Annotated in this window: 21 protein-coding genes, 1 tRNA gene and 2 pseudogenes; 7 read left to right on the top strand and 17 right to left on the bottom strand. The window is 63.5% G+C overall.

What is annotated here, in order from left to right; all coding sequences use genetic code 11:
* Window positions 1–69 precede the first annotated feature (69 nt).
* Complete coding sequence (gene mshD / locus BLS95_RS14970) at window positions 70–1,041, top strand: mycothiol synthase (protein WP_245765062.1); 972 nt, start codon at window positions 70–72, stop codon at window positions 1,039–1,041.
* Window positions 1,042–1,082: 41 nt separating this feature from the next.
* Here the strand turns inward: mshD and BLS95_RS14965 are convergent, their stop codons facing one another.
* The 3 genes from BLS95_RS14965 to dcd all read right to left on the bottom strand — a co-directional run bounded on the left by BLS95_RS14965 (window position 1,083) and on the right by dcd (window position 3,943).
* Window positions 1,083–2,087: an inorganic phosphate transporter gene (locus tag BLS95_RS14965; protein WP_090931584.1), complete on the bottom strand. Its 1,005-nt coding sequence runs from the start codon at window positions 2,085–2,087 to the stop codon at window positions 1,083–1,085.
* 6 nt (window positions 2,088–2,093) lie between these two features.
* A complete protein-coding gene (locus BLS95_RS14960; RefSeq protein ID WP_090931583.1) occupies window positions 2,094–2,711 on the bottom strand; it encodes a DUF47 domain-containing protein in 618 nt (205 codons plus the stop codon).
* A gap of 656 nt (window positions 2,712–3,367) precedes the next feature.
* Entirely contained in the window at window positions 3,368–3,943 is a 576-nt protein-coding gene (gene dcd, locus BLS95_RS14955) for a dCTP deaminase (protein ID WP_090932026.1), read from the bottom strand.
* Window positions 3,944–4,044: 101 nt separating this feature from the next.
* Here dcd and BLS95_RS14950 point away from each other — a divergent pair.
* Window positions 4,045–4,118: transfer RNA gene (locus BLS95_RS14950), tRNA-Gly, on the top strand.
* 72 nt (window positions 4,119–4,190) lie between these two features.
* On the opposite strand, the gene BLS95_RS14945 is transcribed toward BLS95_RS14950, so the two are convergent.
* The 4 genes and pseudogenes from BLS95_RS14945 to BLS95_RS54125 all read right to left on the bottom strand — a co-directional run bounded on the left by BLS95_RS14945 (window position 4,191) and on the right by BLS95_RS54125 (window position 5,798).
* On the bottom strand, window positions 4,191–4,523 hold the full coding sequence (locus BLS95_RS14945; RefSeq protein WP_090931582.1) for a helix-turn-helix domain-containing protein: 333 nt from the start codon (window positions 4,521–4,523) through the stop codon (window positions 4,191–4,193).
* On the bottom strand, window positions 4,520–4,900 hold the full coding sequence (locus BLS95_RS14940; protein ID WP_090931581.1) for a type II toxin-antitoxin system RelE/ParE family toxin: 381 nt from the start codon (window positions 4,898–4,900) through the stop codon (window positions 4,520–4,522). The genes BLS95_RS14945 and BLS95_RS14940 overlap by 4 nt, the downstream gene beginning before the upstream one ends.
* A gap of 309 nt (window positions 4,901–5,209) precedes the next feature.
* Window positions 5,210–5,473 (bottom strand): annotated as a pseudogene (locus tag BLS95_RS59810) (tyrosine-type recombinase/integrase); the annotation flags it as partial.
* Window positions 5,445–5,798, bottom strand: coding sequence for a site-specific integrase (locus BLS95_RS54125; protein ID WP_143043707.1), 354 nt, complete (start codon window positions 5,796–5,798; stop codon window positions 5,445–5,447). The gene BLS95_RS54125 and the pseudogene BLS95_RS59810, both read right to left, overlap by 29 nt.
* 221 nt (window positions 5,799–6,019) lie before the next feature.
* Here BLS95_RS54125 and BLS95_RS14925 point away from each other — a divergent pair, with 221 nt between their 5' ends.
* A complete protein-coding gene (locus BLS95_RS14925) occupies window positions 6,020–6,844 on the top strand; it encodes an inositol monophosphatase family protein (protein WP_090931579.1) in 825 nt (274 codons plus the stop codon).
* Between the two features lie 215 nt (window positions 6,845–7,059).
* Window positions 7,060–7,641, top strand: a complete 582-nt coding sequence (locus tag BLS95_RS14920) for a hypothetical protein (RefSeq protein ID WP_090931578.1) — start codon at window positions 7,060–7,062, stop codon at window positions 7,639–7,641.
* A gap of 566 nt (window positions 7,642–8,207) precedes the next feature.
* Here BLS95_RS14920 and BLS95_RS14915 read toward each other — a convergent pair.
* A complete protein-coding gene (locus tag BLS95_RS14915; RefSeq protein ID WP_090931577.1) occupies window positions 8,208–8,522 on the bottom strand; it encodes a hypothetical protein in 315 nt (104 codons plus the stop codon).
* Window positions 8,523–9,448: 926 nt separating this feature from the next.
* Here BLS95_RS14915 and BLS95_RS14910 point away from each other — a divergent pair.
* Together BLS95_RS14910 and BLS95_RS14905 are read left to right on the top strand one after the other, a co-directional pair.
* Window positions 9,449–9,745: a hypothetical protein gene (locus BLS95_RS14910; RefSeq protein ID WP_090931576.1), complete on the top strand. Its 297-nt coding sequence runs from the start codon at window positions 9,449–9,451 to the stop codon at window positions 9,743–9,745.
* A 352-nt stretch (window positions 9,746–10,097) separates the two neighbouring features.
* Complete coding sequence (locus tag BLS95_RS14905) at window positions 10,098–10,631, top strand: DUF6985 domain-containing protein (protein ID WP_090931575.1); 534 nt, start codon at window positions 10,098–10,100, stop codon at window positions 10,629–10,631.
* A gap of 260 nt (window positions 10,632–10,891) precedes the next feature.
* On the opposite strand, the gene BLS95_RS14900 is transcribed toward BLS95_RS14905, so the two are convergent.
* The 5 genes from BLS95_RS14900 to BLS95_RS14880 all read right to left on the bottom strand — a co-directional run bounded on the left by BLS95_RS14900 (window position 10,892) and on the right by BLS95_RS14880 (window position 15,533).
* Window positions 10,892–11,518, bottom strand: a complete 627-nt coding sequence (locus tag BLS95_RS14900) for a hypothetical protein (protein ID WP_090931574.1) — start codon at window positions 11,516–11,518, stop codon at window positions 10,892–10,894.
* Between the two features lie 711 nt (window positions 11,519–12,229).
* The gene (locus BLS95_RS14895; RefSeq protein ID WP_245765061.1) at window positions 12,230–12,820 is read right to left on the bottom strand and encodes an EF-hand domain-containing protein; all 591 of its coding nucleotides are present in this window, start codon (window positions 12,818–12,820) and stop codon (window positions 12,230–12,232) included.
* 273 nt (window positions 12,821–13,093) lie between these two features.
* Window positions 13,094–13,555 carry an NUDIX hydrolase gene (locus BLS95_RS14890; protein WP_090931572.1) on the bottom strand — a complete coding sequence of 154 codons (462 nt, stop codon included), beginning with the start codon at window positions 13,553–13,555 and terminating at the stop codon, window positions 13,094–13,096.
* Window positions 13,556–13,839: 284 nt separating this feature from the next.
* Window positions 13,840–14,712: a DUF1963 domain-containing protein gene (locus BLS95_RS14885; protein WP_090932024.1), complete on the bottom strand. Its 873-nt coding sequence runs from the start codon at window positions 14,710–14,712 to the stop codon at window positions 13,840–13,842.
* Window positions 14,713–14,951: 239 nt separating this feature from the next.
* Window positions 14,952–15,533 carry a DUF4240 domain-containing protein gene (locus tag BLS95_RS14880; RefSeq protein WP_176993193.1) on the bottom strand — a complete coding sequence of 194 codons (582 nt, stop codon included), beginning with the start codon at window positions 15,531–15,533 and terminating at the stop codon, window positions 14,952–14,954.
* Between the two features lie 532 nt (window positions 15,534–16,065).
* On the opposite strand from BLS95_RS14880, the gene BLS95_RS14875 reads away from it, so the two are divergent.
* Window positions 16,066–16,575, top strand: coding sequence for a hypothetical protein (locus BLS95_RS14875; RefSeq protein WP_143043706.1), 510 nt, complete (start codon window positions 16,066–16,068; stop codon window positions 16,573–16,575).
* 8 nt (window positions 16,576–16,583) lie between these two features.
* Here BLS95_RS14875 and BLS95_RS14870 read toward each other — a convergent pair whose 3' ends face one another.
* The 4 genes and pseudogenes from BLS95_RS14870 to BLS95_RS55665 form a co-directional block, all read right to left on the bottom strand.
* Entirely contained in the window at window positions 16,584–16,799 is a 216-nt protein-coding gene (locus BLS95_RS14870) for a hypothetical protein (RefSeq protein ID WP_090931569.1), read from the bottom strand.
* 321 nt (window positions 16,800–17,120) lie between these two features.
* A complete protein-coding gene (locus BLS95_RS14865; protein ID WP_218135767.1) occupies window positions 17,121–17,543 on the bottom strand; it encodes a VOC family protein in 423 nt (140 codons plus the stop codon).
* A gap of 16 nt (window positions 17,544–17,559) precedes the next feature.
* A pseudogene (locus BLS95_RS14860) lies at window positions 17,560–18,102 on the bottom strand (transposase); the annotation flags it as partial.
* Window positions 18,103–18,567: 465 nt separating this feature from the next.
* Window positions 18,568–18,729 carry a hypothetical protein gene (locus BLS95_RS55665; protein WP_176993192.1) on the bottom strand — a complete coding sequence of 54 codons (162 nt, stop codon included), beginning with the start codon at window positions 18,727–18,729 and terminating at the stop codon, window positions 18,568–18,570.
* Between the last annotated feature and the right edge of the window lie 827 nt (window positions 18,730–19,556).

The following is a 19,556-nucleotide window of genomic DNA, read 5'->3' as shown; positions in this document are numbered from 1 at the left end:
CGCAAAGGTAACGATTTGCCGGGCTGTCACATGGCGTTATTTGCCAGTCATACGCCTAGAGTTCGTCCTGTGAGTGTGCGCGTAAAGGTCAGAGAACGACTCGATGACCAGGAAATCACCGGTGTACTGGAGTTGGTGGAGGCGGCGACGGAGGCCGACGGCGTCCGCCCGCTCAACGAGCACGTGATGCTACACCTCCGCTACGGCGGCGACCCGCGGGCCCGCTCGCTGCTCCTGCATTCCGGCCCGGATCTGGCCGGATACGCCCACGTCGACCTCACCGACGAGGTCGAGGGCCCGAGTGTCGAGCTCGTCATCCACCCTTCCTACCGCCGCCAGGGCCACGGCACGCGCCTCCTGAGGTCGATCATGGACCTGACCGGCGGCAGGCCGCGTCTGTGGGCCCACGGCGACCACACGGGCGCGGGCGTGCTCGCGGCGGCGTTCGGCTTCGAACGGGTGCGTTCGCTCTGGCAGATGCGCCGCTCCCTTTACGCCCCGCTTGCGCCGTTCGTCCTCCCGGCCGGGGTGCAGCTGCGTGCCTTCGTCCCCGGCCAGGACGAGGAGGCCTGGCTGGAGGTCAACGCCGCGGCCTTCGCCCACCACCCGGAACAGGGCGCCTGGACGATGGACGACCTGCTCCGCCGCGAGGAGGAGCCCTGGTTCGAGGCGGAGGGCTTCTTCCTGGCCTTCCGCGGCGAGAAGCTCGCCGGCTTCCACTGGACGAAGATCCACGGCTCCTCCGACCACGGCCACGAGCCCCTCGGCGAGGTGTACGTCGTCGGCGTCGACCCCTCCCAGCAGGGCACCGGCCTGGGCAAGGCGCTCACCCTGGCCGGCCTGGCCCACCTGCGCTCGCGCGGCCTCGCCCAGGCGATGCTGTACGTGGACGAGGCCAACACGGCGGCGATCAGGCTGTACGAGTCCCTCGGCTTCAACCGCTGGGACGTGGACGTGATGTACGCGCCCGCCCAGGACCAGGCGGAGGACGAACCGGAAGCCGACGATCCCGCGACCGAGAGCGGCAACGCCACGAGCTGACCTTCACCGCGTGCGTCCTTTCACAAGAGCTCTTGGACTATTTATTCCACGAGCCAGTGGAGGACGAAGTAGAAGACGGAGGCCACGAACGCGGCGGCTGGAATGGTGAGGATCCAGGCGGTCACGATGTTCCCCGCCACCCCCCACCGCACGGCGCTGAGCCGCTTCGTGGATCCCACGCCCATGATCGCCGAGGTGATCGTGTGCGTGGTGGAGATGGGCGCCCCGAACTGGATGGCCGCCGCGTACAGCACGGTCGCCGCCGCCGTCTCCGCGGCGAACCCCTGCGGCGGGTCCAGCGCGATGATGCGCCGCCCGAGCGTACGCATGATCCGCCAGCCGCCCGCGTACGTGCCGAGCGAGATCGCCCCCGCGGCGGCGAGGATGACCCACTGCGGGATGGGGTCGCCCGGCTGGGCGAACCCGCCGACGAGGAGTGCCAGGAAGATGACCCCCATGGTCTTCTGCGCGTCCTGCAGTCCGTGCCCGAGCGCCATCGCCGCGGCGGAGACGGTCTGCGCGTAGCGGAAGCCCCGGTTGGTCTTGCCCGGCTGGCTGTTGCGAAAGATCCAGTAAATTGCGATCATGATCGCGGCGGCGAGCGTGAACCCGATCAGCGGCGACAGCACCATCGGGATGACGACCTTCTCGACGACCCCGTCCCAGTGCACGACGCTGGCCGAGGCCAGGGCGGAGCCCACGAGCCCGCCGATGAGCGCGTGGCTGGAGGAGGAGGGCAGGCCGAAATACCAGGTGATCAGGTTCCAGGCGATCGCGCCGATGAGCGCCGAGGCCACGATGACCAGGCCGTGTGAGCCGTTCGGGGCGTCGATGATGTCCTTGCCCACCGTGCTCGCGACCTGGGTGCCCAGGTGGGCGCCGATGAAGTTCATGGCCGCGGCCATGAACAGCGCGGCCCTGGGGGTGAGCGCCCGCGTCGATACGGAGGTGGCGATGGCGTTCGCCGCGTCGTGGAACCCGTTGGTGTAGTCGAAGGCCAGGGCGATGACGACCACGCCGATGACAAGGGCGAGCGTGAGGTCCACCAGGTCCTAGCTTTCCTTGACCGCGATGGACTCGACGGTGTTGGCGACGTGCTCGAAGGCGTCGGCCGCCTCCTCCAGCGCGTCGACGACCTCTTTCATCTTCATGACCGTGAGGGCGTCGTACTCGCCGCTGAAAAGCTTGGCCAGCAACCTCCGATAGACCTGGTCACCCTGGTTCTCCAGACGGTTGACCTCGATCCAGTACTCGTTGAGGTTCTTCATCGAGCGTAGCCGCGGCATGGCCTCGGCGGTCAGCTCGGCGGCTCGCTCCAGCACTTCGACCTGCCGTACGACGTCCTTGGGCAGGTGGTCGATCTGGTACAGAACGATGAGGTCGGAGGCCGCCTCCATGGCGTCCATCACGTCGTCGAGGTTGGACGCGAGTCGGTAGATGTCCTCACGGTCGAACGGAGTGATGAAGCTCTCGTTGAGCCGGTTCATGATCGCATGGGTACGTTCGTCACCGGCGTGCTCGCAAGCGCGCATCTTCTCGGCCAGGGCCTCCCTGTCCGATCCCTCACTGATGATCTCGACCAGCAAACGGGATGCCGTGACCAGGTTGTTCGCCGAATCAGCGAACAGGTCGTAGTAGCTGTCCTCACGTGGCGTGAGACGCAGGCGCACGTCGTTCTCCAGATGTGCGGGGATGGTCCGTGCAAGAGAGTACGGGTAACCAGGCGAAATGCGAACTTCATGTCCTCTTCTCCTTCTGGCTACCCTACGTATGCTTTAAGACACCACAGACGGTGCTACATTGCCCCCCATTTTCCCCAGAGCCTAGACACGGCCGCGTTACCCGCCCCCACCACCAGCGCGGACGGCGTTAACGCTGAGTAGCCAACCGCGGCCACCACCCCGAATTCCCCCGCAACAGCGATCCCAACATCCCCCACGCAACCCCGCATTTTTACCTACACCCCACCCGCACCCCCACCCAACCCCCGACCCCCCACCCCACGCCGGGACCCCGAACCCAACCCCGAACCGGCCCCAACGACCCCAAGCCGACGACCTGCGCCCACGTCCTCAAATCCCAGAGTCCTCAGATCCCCAGAGCCCTCAGCCCGTCAGAGTCCTCAGCCCTCAGAATCCTCGGAGCCCTCACTCCTCAGAGTCCTCAGCCGAAACCAACTGCTGTCCGAGCGAGGTGATGCACCCCGCCCTTGGCCGGCGACATTCCGTCACCATGGGACGTCACCGTCACCATGCCCTACAGGAGAAGGCCGGAGAAGGTCGCCGGTGTGGTGCCTTGGTTTGGGGAGGCCCTCCCACGGCTCAACTCAGATCTTGGTCCGATGAAAGTTCCTGAACGACCGAGACGGCGTAGGCCCACGCTGCCCCTGATACCGCGATCCGTACTTGTCTGACCCATACGGATGCTCAGCAGGCGAACTGAGCCGGAACACGCACAACTGCCCGATCTTCATCCCCGGCCACAGCTTGATCGGCAACGTCGCCACGTTGGACAACTCCAACGTCACGTGCCCACTGAACCCAGGATCGATGAACCCCGCCGTTGAGTGCGTCAGCAACCCCAACCGCCCCAGCGAACTCTTCCCCTCCAGCCGCGACGCAAGATCGTCCGGCAGACTGATCACCTCGTAGGTGGACGCCAGCACGAACTCCCCCGGATGCAGGATGAACGGCTCATCCCCATCGGGCTCGACCATCCGCGTAAGATCCGGCTGCTCCACCGACGGATCGATGTGCGGGTACCGATGGTTCTCGAACACCCGGAAGAACCGGTCGAGCCGCACGTCGATACTGGAGGGCTGGATCATCTCCGGATGGAACGGATCAAGCTTGAGCCGACCAGAGTCGATCTCAGCAAGGATGTCCCGGTCAGATAGCAACACGGAGAGCAACTTACCGTCAGTACAGGAACTCTGGGGCCCCGGGATTGCTGATGTGGACCAACTTTCCGCTAGAGTGTGGGGGTCGCGACATCGAGTCGCACGCGGGTGTAGTTCAATGGCAGAACATCAGCTTCCCAAGCTGACAGCGCGGGTTCGATTCCCGTCACCCGCTCCACAACGAAGGCCCAGGTCAGGGCTGACATGGTCGAAGCTCTGAACTACTTTGGCCGCGGATCGGTGCGCCTTGTCAGGCGACTTTCCAGGTTCGATCGCCGAGCGTAGCAACGAGATCCAAGTGACCCCCGAGCGCAGCGATGTACTCTCGTACGACGTCGATGCCGGACACCTCGCCATGCTCGATCTTGGAGATGCGAGCTTGGCTGACTCCCAAGGTGTGGGCGAGTTCAGCCTGGGTAACACCGGCGGCCTGGCGGATCTCGGCGAGCTGGAATCCGCGGACGTACGCTTCGCGGCGTTCACGCGCGACGGCCTCCCCGGCAGCGCGTTCCGTCTCGTCTCGCGGGTCGATCGCTGCCGCCTTGGCCTTGACGTCCGACCACTTGCTGTACCGAGTGCTCATCGCTCCTCCTGCTCCTCTTGGTTGAGCTTGATCAGGTGCTGGGCAAATCGTTCATCAGCCAGTGGTATCGCTTCCCGATACCAGCGGTTCCAGTTGCCGGCTTTGTCGCCGGCTACCAGAAAGATCGCTTCCCTTGCCGGATCGAAGCAGAACAACATCCGGATCTCACTCGTCCCCGATGAGGGCGGACGTAGTTCCTTCATGTTGTGGTACCGGCTGCCCTGTACCCGGTCAACCAGAGGACGGCGCGCCGTCGGGCCTTCCTCCGAGAGCTGATCGATCGCGTCCTTGATCAGGTCTGCAGTCTCCGGATCGGTTGCGCATATGGTCAGATACCACGCCTCGACCTCCGGATGAAGGCTGACCTCCCAGCTCATACAACGATTATAACCATCTAGTCATATTCTCCATGTCCGCATCTCCACTTCCCCTTCAGGCGGACCGACGGTGGACAACGGGGTGACCAGGCGGGCGGTGTGTGCGCGTCGCGCGGGAAATACCAGGTCGCAGCCTGATCGCCGTGCCATTAGCGTGCCATTAACGGCGGTAACGAAGGGTCAACCACGGTCACTCATGACCGGCCTCAGCCCCAGGTCAACGCCCCTACGAGCCAAGCTCCCTGCAGTTCCCAAGCTGACAGCGCGGGTTCGATTCACGTCACCCGCTCTCAGACTGAGAAAGCCAGGTCAAAGGCTGATTCCCGACCTGGCTTTGATCGTTTCTAAGGCTGACTTCGATCTTCTGTGCCCGTTACGCTTCTCGGCGAGCTTGCCGAGAGCGTCTGCGATGGCCCTGTCACGCTCCATCGCGATGTGCTGGTAAATCAGGGTGGCCCGCGTGGAGGAGTGCCCCATGCGGGTCATGAGATCCCGAAGGGTGGCACCAGACTGGGCGGAGAGGGCGTTTCCGGTGTGGCGAAGATCATGGAAGTGAAATCTGCCGAGTCTCGCCTTCTTGAGCGCCGCCGCCCAGACTCGGGTGAAATTCGCGCGCCGGAGTTTGGCGCTCTTGGGGCCGACGAGACGTGTCCGTGTTCGCCCTTCTCGGCGTACGTCTCCATGTGTTTGCGAAGGTCGGGGAGCAGGGTCGCGGGATGCTGATGAGGCGCTTGCCCGTTTCCGACTTGGGTGGACCGATCGTCACCGAGCCGTCCTTGAGTTCGGTCGTGGTGCCGACGACGCGGATCGTTCCCGCGTCCAGGTCGAGGTTCTTGCGCTGGAGTGCTGCCAGTTCGCCCCACCGCAAGCTGGCGAAGGTGGCGAGCAGGACCAGCATGCGGAACCGTGGCTCGATGGCATCGGTCAGGGCGAAGACCTACTTCATGGTCAGCACGGGCCGCTCGGGAGAGTCCTCCTTGCCTGCCTCCTTGATGGTGCACGGGTTGGCCTTGATCAGCCCATCCTCTACTGCCGTGTTGAAGATGGCCTTCAGGAGCCGGTACGCCTTGGCACGGTGACCGGTCCTACGCCGTTGTCGTGGGAGCGGAGTAAACCTGTATGACCATCGACGCCCGGACTCTTCTCCCCATCGCCGAACACGCCGTGTCGATCGCCAGAGAGATCATCCGCACCAAGGCTCCCGGCGTTGTAACGGCCAAAGGCGACCGGGACATGGCAACGGAGGTGGACTACGCCGTTGAGCACGCCGTGCGGGAGTTCCTGTCTCGCGAGACGCCCGAGATCGGATTCCTTGGCGAGGAGGAAGGCGTCAGCCGCACGAGCGACGGCCTGACGTGGGCACTGGACCCCGTGGACGGAACGGCCAACTTCTTGCACGGCATCCCGCTCTGCGCCGTGTCCTTGGGCCTGATCGATCAACGCACACCCACACTCGGGCTCATCGACCTGCCGTTTCTCGACCTCCGCTATGCGGCAGCCAAAGGCGCCGGTGCTGTCGCCAACGGATCCAAGATTCGAGTGAGCGAGGCCCGCGAGCTGCGGACAGCGATCGTGGCGATCGGCGACTATGCCGTGGGTGAGAACGCGGACGAGCGGAACCGGCCGCGGCTCGCGCTGACTCAAGAACTTGCTGCGCGTGTACAGCGCATACGAATGTTCGGCTCAGCCGCAATCGATCTCGCTTGGGTGGCAGAGGGCAAGATCGACGCCAACATCATGCTCAGCAACAATCCGTGGGACACCGCCGCCGGGGCCATCATCGCCCGTGAGGCCGGCGCCACCGTGGTCGACTTGGATGGCAGCCCGCACAGCATGACCGCTCACGCGACCATCGCCGCAAGCCCCAAGCTCGTGGCCGACCTCATCGACCTCATCGCCGAGGCTCGTAAGGACACAGTGTTGAACCGGCGCGTTGCCAAATAGCTCTTGTAGGTATCAGGCGGCGGCGCGGCGCGCCGCCGTACGCCCTGCGCCAGCGCCGCCGCGCTGCGCGTGCGGCCTGGGGGCCGTTCTCGCGCGCCGCGCCACGCGGGCATCGCCGCGCCGTACACCCCGAACTCAACGTCCGAGCGCCGCACCGCCGCGAAGGCCAGTTGTGCCGACTGTCCGGCGTAACCGGATGGCGCTAGGGTGACGCCGTGATCAGCAAGCCGCCCGGATTACCATTTCTGGCCGTCTTCTCGGCCGCGGCTTCCGTCATCTTGACATGGGCCAGCTACCCATACTGGTACGGGATCGAGATGTTCCTGTTCGCGATCCCCGTTGGCTGTCTCCTGCTCGCTTATTGGGCGATCCGGATGGTATGGGCCGACCGCAAGGGAACCTTGACAGGCGGCTTAGGCAGCCGCTGGTTCATGCCGTGGTTCGTCGCCGTCGGTGTCGTGCTCGCCCTCATCACCGACGCCCCGTTTTGGATACGCTTCACAATCTCCGAACCGAGCATAAAAGCCTACGCCGAAGCCGTAGTCAAGAATCCCGACCGCGAAGAGCCTTGCCAATGGGCGGGCCTGTACTACGTGTGTGACGGGGGGCAGTACTCAGATCTCGACACTGGTGAAGAGGTGCCCGGTAGCGCAGAGTTCGGAGTGCAGGAGTGGTTTCTGGACGACAATAGAGGTTTCCTCTGGCTACCCTCCGGCGAGCCAGACGAGACAGCTGACGACAGCTACCGCTATCTGAAGGATCATTGGTACGGCTACAAAGGCTGGGATGGCTGGTAAGCAGTCGGCCTCGCCGACAAGCCTGGCCTAGCGCTCAGCACGCCGTAATACGGTACGAACGCCGATCCCCGAAGCCCTATCCACACCGTTCCCTCCTTCGAGGGTTCTGTTCAAGCAGTATCCGGCGGGGGCGCTCCGGCTCCGGGATGATCACTGCGACGGGTGCCGGGGCCGTGGTTGCTGAGGTGGAAGCCTGATCATCCCGCCCACCATCGACCCGGGACAAGCCGAGCGGACCAGGGGGTCAAGGGTCGTTCGTCCGGTGGGGCGCTCCACCCTTGACCCGTGGCCCTGGCCCGCTTCCCCTTCGGGCGGGTCGACGGCGGACGGGATGATCTCAGTGTCAGCCGGGCAGGTGCGCGCGTCGCGCGAGAAACACCAGGTCGCGGGCTGATCGCCGGGCCACTAGCGGGCCATTAGGAGGGGTGACGAGGGGTCGACCACGGTCACTCAGGACCGGCCTTCCGCGCAGCTCAGCGCCCCAGTGGGCCGTGATCGATGCAGTTCCCAAGCTGACGGCTCGAGTTTCGGTATCCGTGTCGATCTTCCGTGCATCAAGCGTGCGATTAGTCGGATTCACTGCTGCGGCGTTCCAGATACCACACGATACGAGAGGCCGTCCAAGCTTGGAACCAGCCCGCGCCCACGAGGAGCAGGACGAGCACGATTGGATTCGTCATATCGATGGGCAGCAGGTCCCATATCTGCCAGATCAACCAGCCGAGAGGAAACGTCAGGTACATGAGCGCTACCCCGGACAGCAGGATCGGATCCTGGACTGTCAGCAGAATCACGATTGAGTAGATGCCTAAGGCCAGCACAAGGCCGGAGTAGGCGAGAGCAGGGCACCCGAGGGGGCCGAGCTTGTGGGGTTTCCTCATTCCGGCTCCATGCGCTGATCCAGGTAAGAGCGTCGAGTGTACTCACGGGTAACCGGTTCGGTCCTCTCGATCAGGGATTGCCTTGCGATATGCCGGTCCAGCACATCGGTGCGTGCCCGCTGCGTGCCCGTTCGCACAGCGATCAGCGGGGCATCACGGAGCACTCACGGTCAGTCGACCGGCATATGCCCAGGTCAGTCTTTCCTCTGCTCAGAGTGCATGATCTTGAAAGAGTTCCCAAGCTGACAGCGCGGATTCGATTCCCGTCACCTGCTCTCATCGTGGAGGCCCTGGTGGGGGCGTGAATCCCGACCCGGGCCTTGATTGTTTTCGGACTGGTTCGATCTTCGCGGGCCATTAACGGGCCATTAGCTCGTGAACACCCTGCCGGGACCAGTACGCCCGCCGTGCCCTCGTCGCCGTCATCGTCCCGAGCTTCGAGCTGCCTATCGATGGCGTTGGTGATCGCCTCGTCGGCTCCCCTGACGGCGTGCTAGTAGATCATGGCTGCTCGCACGTTGTCGTGTCCCATACGCGCCATGAGGTCCTTGAGGCCCGCGCCCGATTCGGCGGCCAGCATGTTGCCCTGTGCCTCATGTCGTGGAAATGAAGCTCCGAGAGGCCCATCTCCGTGACCACACCTACCCACCGAGTGCGCGTGTTGAAGCCGCTCCGACATATCGGCCCGCCCTTGGCTGCTGGGAACATCAGCGAGCCCGGCTCCCTCTTGACGTAGGTGTCCATGTGCTCCTGGAGGACGGGGGACGATGCTCTGCGGAATGCCAATCGTTCGCCTCCCGGCCTTCAAGGCGGCGGCTCCGCCACCGCGCGCTGCCCTGCGCTCGGCCGCACGCTGCGCGTGCGGCCTGGGGTCCGTTCTCGCGCGGCCGTGCTCGGGCCGTGCGCAGACATGAGACCCTGAACCCGTGGCGGCTCAACCATCCCGCGCCGAGATCGAAGCGCACTTCGATGGCCTTCTCCACGGCGCCACGACCCGTGACGAGGTCGATCGGTGGGCCGCGCAATGGGGTCTGTGCGATGTCCCCGAGGGAGACGATGACCTCATGTGGTGGGCGCTAGGACTCCTCCACGGCATCGACCTGCGTACCGGGCCCGAAGGCGAGTATCTCCACGACGACGATGCGATAGCCGGCTGGCTCAGCGAATTCCGTAGCCAGGCCAGGATGAACGCCTCTGGCGAGGGCACTCCGGCTCCAGGGTGATCGCCGTAACGTACCACCGAGCGCTCCGGCAGGGTTGCTGTGGACGACGCCGCACAGATGGAGCACTACGATCGCCACAGCATGGTTGGCCGGCTGGGGGCGATCGGTGATCCGTGCTTTGTTCCTCAGCACGGATCACCGAGCAGCATAGTTGCGGTCCGATTCCAGGCTGAGGCATGGACCAGCCGGACGGGATACAACGCAGCCCGGAGTGCATCATGCGGCCTACAGAAGGTGGGAGCCTGCTCAGGCGCGTAGGCGAGTTGTATCCCGTAGGCGCTGCCAGGAACGTGGATGTCCAAGTGACTAAGTCCCCGTTTGAGGCCCAGATCGGCTCTGTACTCTGGCGGGCATGCAGATCCCCGGCCTCGGCCCGGTCCTCGTCGACGATGTGGGCTGGTATCAGAGCGAACCTGTTCCCGTGCCGGTTCTCGGCGGTGAGCGATGCCGCATCGCCGTTGAGGGCTATGACGATGACCCCGCACCCGAAGACTTCCACGCCGCGATCCGTACCTTCCTGGCGCTCGACCGATCGGCGCTGACCGCGGCGACACCGTCGATCTTCGCCTACTACCGCGACGTCACGGACGACATTGTGGCGGCTGGCGACGACGACTGGTACGTCGAGATTGAAGGCCCACACGACGTGCTTGACCACATCCAGTTCGGGGACAATCCGATAGTTAGCCGCGACTCATACGGCGACCGGCACGTCTACGTGTCGCTGGTGTGCGAATGCGACTGGGAGGTCGAGCATGGGCTCCAGATTGTGTTCAGGGACGGCCGTACGGTGACCAAAGTCGGCCCGTGCGACGGCCATTTGACGAACGCGGCAGCTTACGCCGATGACAGCCTTGACGGCGTCGTGTACTGCCCGTCGCGCTGACACTTTCCCATGGTGTACAGCCGGACAGAGGAAGCCTCGGCGTACGTGGTCCGGATCGCGACCTCAGTGCGTGTCTCGGGCCATTAACCAGGGTGACGAGGGGGCAACCATGGTCACTCATGACCTTGCCGACATCCCCGGTGACCAGCAGCGCCCTGCAACAGGGACCCTGATCGGTGCAGTTCCCAAGCTGACAACGCGGGTGCGATTCCCGTCACTCGCTCCAAGCACGAAAAGCGCTGTCCGGCATGCCGGATCGCCTACTCCTCGAACCAGGCCACCAAGCGGACAGCATCGTCTCCGTGAACGTGCGCGAGCGTACGCATGACTGTCCATACCCCGTGCCAGAGGCTGTCAGGCGGTACGGCACGGCGGCGCGTGGCACGTTCAACGCGGAAGACGGTGTCTCTATCCCTCCACTCGGTGCCTTCATCCCACAGCACAGCAACCTGATAAGGGTCGACCGTCAAGGTATCCACGCCACTTACCCGAGCGAATCTGCGGCTCCATACCGAGCGGTAAACGAGTTCTAGGCTCTGATCGGGGAGCTGCCGGTACTGGGCTACGTTGGTCGGATGAAGGGCAGGTTCGTTCCAGTCGATCGCGGTGACCTCATCCCAGTTCAACCACGTGACACCGAAGGCGGCTTCTCCCCATTTCGCCAAACCCGCTTTGGCGGTCTCCGACGCATCCTCGGGGAGCCCGCGATCGGCCGCTACCGGTCGCCAGTGGCCTGAGCTGCGAACCCCGAAGAGGCAATCGAAGGCTTCGTCGTCTCTGCCAACCAACATCTTCAGAGAGATAGCAGCGCACCAAGCGGTCTCACCGACGTCCAGTCCGGGAGTCCATGTGCGGCACTCGATGAATCCGTGGATGTCGGTTCCCATGCCGAGATCTTCTTGTCCACGCGGAGGTGTTGTCCAAACCTTTATGATCACGAGTCACTCTCCGGTGGGCCGTAGGTGGGTGAGGTAGATGCCCGAGCAGGGCGAGCAGAGTTCGTGCGGACCGCCAGGCCGTACCCGCTGCGTGCCCGTTCGGACGGCGATCAACGGGAAGTCGCGGGGACTCACGGCCGCTCGACTGGCATCTGCCCAGGTCGGCCTTTTCCCTGCTCAGAAGCCATGATCTTGAAAGAGTTCCCAAGCTGACAGCGCGGGTTCGATTCCCGTCACCCGCTCTCATCGTGAACGCCCAGGTAGACCGATGGGTCGGGTACCTCGGTTTTGGTGTTTACTATGCCCGTTGGTCTCTGTGTGTGCCATTAGCCTTGATGATCATCCAGCGGGTACCATCACGCCAAGCGGGTCATCCTTCGCCGTCACCACGGCGCATGGGCAAGGACCAGACGTTGGTCCTGGAGTTCGCCGAGAACGAGGATGGCGCCCCAGAAGAGCGGAACGTCCTGTGGCGGCTTACGGGACATCTGATCACCGGCCTGGTCGGCCGTGCGTCGCCATCGACGACGCGACGTGGAACAACGGCTGGAGCTAACTTGCGCAGGGCCGCACACTCCACCTGCGACAATGTCCTGCCATAGCGGAACGCCCCGGCGTTCGGGTGCGTTCTACGGCCTCACTGATGACGCCACCTTTGGGCTATTCCACCAACGCGCCGAAGACATAAGTTCCGGGAGCGTCCGGGTCGTCGCCGGCCCAGAACTCTGTCCAGTGGATGCGGAACTCGTCGCGGGTGAGGTGGCCGTCACCGTCCAGGTCGAGGCGCGGAAAGATCTCATCGGTCGCTGAGGGCGCCCCGTTCCACGTCTCGATGAGCGTGCCGTATTCCGAACAGGAGATGAGGCCGTCGCCATTGAGGTCGATGGCCTCGAACATCGCGTCGGCAGTGTCGGAGACCGCGTCGGCCATGTCACCGAGTCCTTCTACGACCCGAAGCACCTCGTCGAGGGAGACGGCGTCGTCGCCGCCAGGGCCGGAGGCGGCGCGGAGCACTGGCCACCAACCGGTCATGATGGAGGCCAGTCGCTCCGGGTCGACGGACCCCGCGACGGCCGTCCAGCGGTGGGCGAGCGCCTGGAAGTCGGTCTGAGTCAGTCGGCCGTCGCCGTCCACATCCATCGCACGGAAGACTCCGCTGACCTTTCTACGCTGGAACTCACTGGCCACATAGCCTCCACTCTTCGGGAGACTCGATGCTTTCGGAGGATCACTAATCGTCACCATACTCATTTGAGTGACGAACCTGTTACGTACCGTGGAGGGTCTGGTTAATGACGTAGGAGATCGTCATCCGGTGGTCGGGGTCAACGAAGACAGAGAACCGCCCCAGCCGGGCGCGCCTTCCTCAGGCGACTTTCCAGGTTCGGTCAGCAATCGTAGCTACGAGCTCCAAATGGCCTCCGAGTGCGGCGCGACGTGATCGCCTCGTCGGCTCCCCTGACCGCAGGCTGGTAGATCATGGCGGCATTGGTGCTGCTGTGCCCCGTGCGGGCGCCATCTGGGTCAGCTGTGAAGCAGCTCCGTGAGCGGGCCACGCGCATCACGGGGATACAGGTTCAGCTGCTCGAACTCGGCGGCCGTCGCCCATTTGAGTTCGAAGCTGTTATCCGGCCCGTGCTCCACAGCCTCCTCACCGGAGAGCGACGGTACGCCGCTGACGGCACGGATGAGGAAGTAGAAAGCGGGCCGGCCACTGTGTGAGCCGGTGAAGAGCAACCGGTCGATCTTCCCGGTGAGAGTCGTTTCCTCGTGGAGTTCACGAACCGCCGCACTCTCCGGCGACTCGCCATCCTCCACATGACCCCCGGGAAGAAGCGCGTAGTGGTGCCCGGGACACGCCGACCCCTGCCAGCCTGCGGCATCGCACATGACGCAGGCGACGCCGGGGCCGCGCCGAAGGAACCGCTTGATGACCAGGACTCGGTTGCCGTCGATGACCACGGCAACCGCTCGGGGGATCGGCATGAAATGGATCCTATGATTCGGCCCAGCGAACATGGATGAGTTCCGCCGGGCCGTCGATGAAAGACTGTGCGCCGAGCTCAATCGAATGGGACAGGCGCCCTCGAGCTCGTGACGGTCCCCGGAAGCACGGATTCGACCACGACCCAGGGCTTGCCCGTGGCGTCGCAGGCGATGGCGGAGACAGTGAGTAGCACGGCCGAGCTCCTGGCGTCGAGGAGCCTGGCTCATGGAGCACGTGGCTGACCTGCGATCAGGCAGGCGACGCCATGCGCTATCCGCCATGTTCATGACCCTTGACTGATGGAGTCCACCGGACGCTCGGGGCATTCTAGGCAGACGAATAGGTAGAGCGATCCAGCGTCCTGGATCATGAGATCGGTGGGATTCTGTATTTCCGGAAGGGCGTTCAGGGTAAGCAGCGGACGCTCTTCCATGGGAGCCCAGCGTTTTCCGCTCTCAATGTCGAGTTCCCAGCTGGCAATCGTCAGAAGATGCGCCATCTCGTGGCCCCTGCTGCACTCGAATGGTACCGGATCTTGGATCCACTGCGGCCAGCCCCCGACCTTGCTCCCCGGAGCAGTTGACAGATGTTCGCCATAAGCCCAGCCATCAGGATTCGGGAAATCAATCTCCCATGCCTGAATACGATCCCAAAGTTCAGTGGAAAGTTCGTAGGCATCCGGGTACTCCTGCACGCGCTCCGGCGCCAGCACGCAAGCCGTAGGGAGATACGAGTCGTCGCTGTCGGGATCTGGCGTAGGGGCCTCGATGAGGTGATGCCCGACGGCTTCCGCCTTCCGCCAGTGCACGATCGTGTGAGGCTGGAAGTACGGTTCGTGATCGAGTGGGCACCACAGCACTTGGAGGGTGTCGGTGTCATGGGGAAAGGGCAGCTCGGGAACGTCTCGAGTGATAAGTTGCATGACGGGGATCAGCGGCAGCGGATCCCGCCCTTCTGAGGAGTCATGAGTCTGCGGCTCGGGGCACATAGGCCACGGTTCATCCGCAGGCCACAACAGCGGCCCGCCTACGGAGCTGTCCGTGATGGCCGGCCTTCCTCGACGCGGATGCAGTCGAACAGCAGTCCTGCGCTGACCTGCCAATTCAGGGAAGACGGCCGCTATATCGAACGGCGCTGAGGGTGTCGTCAAGCTCATGCTCACCACTCCGATCGCTACAGACAATGTCGTTATGGCACATCGTAGAGCCGAGGACCGACAGAACGAATCCCAGTTCGCGGCTCTGACCATTGTGCTATTAGCGTGCCATTAACGGGGTAACGAGGGTCAACCAAGGTTGCTCACGACCGGCCTTAACTGCAGATCAGCGCCTCTACGCGCCTAGATCCCCGCAATTCTCAAGCTGGCAGCCGGATTGGATGCGCTCCAAGAATGAATCAACGTTCTGATGCTCCCAGTGAAAACATGCGGCTTAGGCAAGGCAATCTTCGAATCACCTCCGTCGGATTACGGGAATTCCACGAAAGCCCTGTGGGATGGGGATCGCTTTGGTTCCTGTGGCCACGTCCTGCCATGGCGTCGTAGATGCCCTCCTCTTCACCGGTAGCCTCTTCGAAGGCTCTGGCGGCCACGTAGCTCAACGCCTCCCACTCTGGCCACTCATCGGCCCATTCCCGCATAGGGCGCTCTGCCAGTCGTTGCACCTCGGGCACGTCAGCGAGGTTGTCGGGGTCGGTTACAACGAGGTCGAAGGTGTCGCGGCCAAGCCCGATCAGCCATGCCTGGAAGTACCAGAAGCTATCGGTGGAGCAGTGGCCACCGAAGATCAGGTTGGCCGCTTCCCACATGTCATAGGTGTCGGATTGTCGTCGTATTTGGTTCAGAAGGATCTGGAAATCGACGACCCGGGACAGCGGACTCCGCGCAAGGTGGAGGGCGAGCCACCGTAGGCGCTCATCAGGATCACTGGTCTCTTCCCGGGACCGATGAAGGAAGAGCCAGAACTCGTCAACGTCCATGACGCTGCATGGTGCCAGGCTCGGCTGACAATGCCGCAACACGGAGACCTCGACCGCGTGCCAGATCCGTGCCAGAACAGGCAGGCCACCCGCTCTCATGCTTCAAAGCCCAGATAGGACGGAATCCGCGGCCCCTGGGCCTTGGTTGGTTTGGGACTGGTTCGATCTTCGCGGGCCATTAACGGGCCATGAGCTCTTGATCACCCCACCGCGACCAGTACGCCCGACTGATAGGCGGTCGGGAACGCCACCTCGTCAACCACGACCGGGACGAAGGGATCGTCGAGGGTTGCGTGTGCGATCGCTGAACTCCGGCCAAGCGAGCCGCACGCTTGTGCATGACGCTCACGGCCTCGTCGAGCAGATCAGCGCAGTCGGCGGATCGGTCGCGTACCGACCGCCGGCGAGTGCCTTGCCGTACGACAGCTCCGTCAGCTTCGGATCAAGCGGCGTACTTCCGCCCGCATCCCCGAACCCGTAGCCTGTCATCGGCCCGACTCACGATCATGCCTTCGCTCACAGGAGCACACACATGAGCGCCATGCACGACTATTACCGCGCTCCGGATCGCGCCACAGCCACCTGGCGGCCGGACCAGCTGCGGACATCAGGTGAACCGCTTCCGAACGCTCCTGTGTTCGATGTCGTGGAAACCAAATGGGTTGACCCAAACGGGTCCCTGGGCAGTCTCGTGGCCGTCATCAAGGGCGTCTCCTACTCGAACGACCTGGTCGAGACAGTTACCTTGTACCCTCCGATCGAGGGGAGGCCGGCGACCGAAGATGAATGGCTGGCTCTCCCGGAGGACTCCCCCTACAGAGACGGACCCGAAATCGAGGAATTGCCAGTGAGCGTCCGCGACGCCCTGGCCGAGGTCGACGACGCCCGCCTGCCCGAAGTGGCCAAACGATGGACGGTTGAACCTCTCTCCAGCTTCAGCGAGGGTGACGACGTGCGCGATCTCGTCAAGGAGTTCGTCGCGCTGGCACGGCGTGCAAAGGAGAGCGATCAACTTCTCTACTGCTGGTGGATTCCCGGTTAAGCATTCACCTACTGATCCATATCATCCTCATCGAGCGGCGGAAGTACGCCGCAGGCGTCGTCGAGCTCCCTTGTCGCGATCATGTCCTGCACTGCGGCGATCATCGAGTCGAACCCGGGTTCACGGATGACGATCAAATCGGAGCACCAGAAGTAGCGGCCGCTGAGGCACTCATCTGTGTCCCGCTGGCGATTCATGATCTTGCTGATGACGCCGAGCGTCATGAACGTCGCGTACCGGCGAGTGCCGTCGGACAGTGTGATGGTCGCATCGGCTTCATCGGCGGTTTCAGGGGTGACCCCTCCCAGCGACAGATCAGCACTCGAAGCCAGGTTCGCAGATTCGGTAGAAAGCGCCGTTGATCTCGATCACGAGCCCACCCTGGCGAGGGTCGCGAGACATGGCAATGTGAGCGCGCCACTCGCTCTGTCTACGCAGGCGCTGTTCGGTCAGGCCATTAGCGGGCCATAAGGAGGGGTGACCAGCGGTCATTCACGATTACTCGGAGCAATCGTCAAGAGTTGTGGATGGATTGAGAGCGGTCGTCAAGGTTGGGCTGACACGTCGGAAGTGACCAGCTCGACTTCGAAGCCGTCTCGGTCCTCTAGGTAGGCGGCGTAGTGCTGATTTCCGCCGGCGTAAGGGTGACGATCGGGGAACATCAAGGTCCACCCGTGTGCGGGTGCCTGTTCGACCAGGGCATCGAGTTGGGTGCGGCTTCCCACGTGAAAGGCCAGGTGGTTCAAGCCCGGGCGGCAGCGGTCGTGCCGATCGGCGCTGAGTGCGGGTGACTGTTCCAGAACCACATAGGTGGCTCCCAGCCGCCAGCTCCGGCCATCGTTCCAGTCTTGGAACTGTACGTAGCCAAGCGCCTGCAGCAGCCATTGCCAGCTGGCGATGGCGCGCTGCAGGTCGGGGACCCAGATCTCGACGTGGTGCAGCATTCCGGTGGTGGCCTCGCCGTTCATGCCGCCACCCCTTCCAGACGAGCTTGCCGTTGATGAAGGTCGCGCCAGCGCGGACCAGCACGACCAGGTGAGGAGCGTTCACGGCACGCCAGCGGGCTTGAGCCGACTCGATGGGTTTGAACGCCATCGCCAGCCCGGTGGCGCGTGACCCCGGCCTCTTGATGACCTTGGTGCGATGCCGCACGGTGGCGAAGGTGGACGCGATCGGGTTGGTGGTGCGTAGATGCACCCGGTGCTCCAGGGGATGGTCGTAGAAGGCGAGCAGCTCGTCCAGGTCGTCGACCACCTTGGTGACCACCTTGGGATACTTGGCGCCGTGGGCGGCCTGGAAGTCCTTGGCCGCGGCCTTGGCGTGCTTCTTGTCCTCGGCGTTCCGGATCTCGGCCAGATGCTTCTTGGCCGCTGGGTGGGCCGACTTCGGCAGCGCCCTCAACACGTTAGAGATCTTGTGAAACCAGCACCTCTGCTCCCTGGTCTGCGGAAACACCTCCCGCAACGCCGACCAGAAGCCGAGCGCTCCATCGCCGATCGCCAGCACCGGGGCGCGCATCCCGCGCCGCAGGGCGTGGTAGTCGTTACGCACCATCAGGCGGCGGCCGTGCTCGTCGCGCTCATCGGTGAAGGCGGCGATATAAGTGTCCACCTCGGCCTGCAACGCAGTGGCGAGACGGAGTTGCGGTCGTCAGCGGGTAGTTCGGGCACTACGGTAAGCGGCACGGGTGTGCCTTCCCGACCGACGTTGGCGCGTCGGCCTTATCTCGAAACCATCATCAGATGATCCGGGAAGGTACACCCTCCCCGGCGGATCCACAGCTTTCGATGATTGCTCGTGACTCATGACCCGGCTTCTGTGCAGCTCAGCGCTTCATCGGGCCGTGATCCATGCAGTGGCCAAGCCGACAGCGCGGGTTCGATTCCCGTCACCCGCTCTCATAGCGAAAGCCCAGATGGACCGATGGATTTGGTGCCTGGGTTTTGATCTTTCCTAAGGTTGTTGATCTCTTCATGCCATTAGGCATGGGAATCACCCGGCGGGAACCAGCAGGCCAGGTGGGTCGTCCTCGTTGTCGTCGCGTGGCCGTTCGCGCCCGATGAGGTGCCTGTTGATGGCTTCGGTGGTCAGCTGGTCGGCTCCTCGGACGGTGTGCTGATAGAGCATCGCGGCCCGGACGTTGTCTTGCCCCATGCGGGCCAGGAGGCTGGAATCGGATGCGATGCCCCTCGTCACTCCTCTCGAGCCCGTCGGATGCTGCCGATGGGTCGGCGCCCCAAGCTTGTCCGTCACCTGAAAGGCCTGCTTCACGGAGAGGGCTGGTCGCTCTTCGGCGAGTTCGTCGCTGGCCCCACGGATCCGGCACGGGTTGCGCTAGATGATTCGGTTGTCCTCTCTGCCGCTGTGATGAGCATCGCGCAGATGCCGGTATGCCTTGCCCGCATGCTGATGGAGACGCCCTTGTCGAACAGATCCGCCTGCCACTGCCGAAGTTTCGCCGTCAGGAAGGTTGCGGTCACTCGCCAACTTCACGCGAGCCTCGCTGTACCTGCCGGATTGCTCTTGCAGGTATCAAAGGCAGCGCTGCGCGCCGCTGCACGCTGCGCCTACGGTCTCGGGACGCGTGCAAAAGTAGTGTTGGCGGCGGCCTTTAGGTCGGTGCTGTTCGCTTCGATCGAAATACAGCCTGTCGCATGTTTTATACGACCCGTACGATCAGGCCCTATGCGTCCGATGTTTTTCTTCATCGTCCTGGGATCACTGGCCTTCGTCATGAGCGGCTGCTACGTGATTGGCTAGAACAGCCCTGCTGACAGCAAAGGCATGACGTTCGCTCTGATCGGCATCGGGTTCATGATTGCCTCGTTGGCTGCAACGCTTGCTGAGCGCAACGATCAGAATCAGAATCCGCCAGTCAGGGCACGGGCACGAAACGACCGCGAAGCCAGAGAACCTGCCTCGTAAGCGACGGCCGATTAGACATGCCTAATCGGCCGCTTGGTCTGTCCCAGACGGCAAGT

The organism is Nonomuraea jiangxiensis, assembly GCF_900099965.1.
In the GTDB taxonomy this organism is placed as follows: Bacteria; Actinomycetota; Actinomycetes; order Streptosporangiales; family Streptosporangiaceae; genus Nonomuraea; species Nonomuraea jiangxiensis.
This window is presented reverse-complemented; position numbering and strand designations above follow the sequence as displayed.

What these genes read in the sequence shown, in the direction of transcription:
- BLS95_RS14900 (WP_090931574.1), bottom strand. Translation starts at nt 11,518, where the DNA reads ATGGGAACCGACATCCACGGATTCATCGAGTGCCGCACATGGACTCCC.
- BLS95_RS14890 (WP_090931572.1), bottom strand. Translation starts at nt 13,555, where the DNA reads ATGCCGATCCCCCGAGCGGTTGCCGTGGTCATCGACGGCAACCGAGTC.
- BLS95_RS14940 (WP_090931581.1), bottom strand. Translation starts at nt 4,900, where the DNA reads ATGAGCTGGGAGGTCAGCCTTCATCCGGAGGTCGAGGCGTGGTATCTG.
- BLS95_RS14885 (WP_090932024.1), bottom strand. Translation starts at nt 14,712, where the DNA reads ATGAGCTTGACGACACCCTCAGCGCCGTTCGATATAGCGGCCGTCTTC.
- BLS95_RS14925 (WP_090931579.1), top strand. Translation starts at nt 6,020, where the DNA reads ATGACCATCGACGCCCGGACTCTTCTCCCCATCGCCGAACACGCCGTG.
- BLS95_RS14880 (WP_176993193.1), bottom strand. Translation starts at nt 15,533, where the DNA reads ATGGACGTTGACGAGTTCTGGCTCTTCCTTCATCGGTCCCGGGAAGAG.
- BLS95_RS14865 (WP_218135767.1), bottom strand. Translation starts at nt 17,543, where the DNA reads ATGAACGGCGAGGCCACCACCGGAATGCTGCACCACGTCGAGATCTGG.
- BLS95_RS14905 (WP_090931575.1), top strand. Translation starts at nt 10,098, where the DNA reads ATGCAGATCCCCGGCCTCGGCCCGGTCCTCGTCGACGATGTGGGCTGG.
- BLS95_RS14870 (WP_090931569.1), bottom strand. Translation starts at nt 16,799, where the DNA reads ATGACGCTCGGCGTCATCAGCAAGATCATGAATCGCCAGCGGGACACA.
- BLS95_RS55665 (WP_176993192.1), bottom strand. Translation starts at nt 18,729, where the DNA reads ATGGGGCAAGACAACGTCCGGGCCGCGATGCTCTATCAGCACACCGTC.
- BLS95_RS14895 (WP_245765061.1), bottom strand. Translation starts at nt 12,820, where the DNA reads ATGAGTATGGTGACGATTAGTGATCCTCCGAAAGCATCGAGTCTCCCG.
- BLS95_RS14915 (WP_090931577.1), bottom strand. Translation starts at nt 8,522, where the DNA reads ATGAGGAAACCCCACAAGCTCGGCCCCCTCGGGTGCCCTGCTCTCGCC.
- BLS95_RS14875 (WP_143043706.1), top strand. Translation starts at nt 16,066, where the DNA reads ATGAGCGCCATGCACGACTATTACCGCGCTCCGGATCGCGCCACAGCC.
- BLS95_RS54125 (WP_143043707.1), bottom strand. Translation starts at nt 5,798, where the DNA reads ATGCTGGTCCTGCTCGCCACCTTCGCCAGCTTGCGGTGGGGCGAACTG.
- BLS95_RS14945 (WP_090931582.1), bottom strand. Translation starts at nt 4,523, where the DNA reads ATGAGCACTCGGTACAGCAAGTGGTCGGACGTCAAGGCCAAGGCGGCA.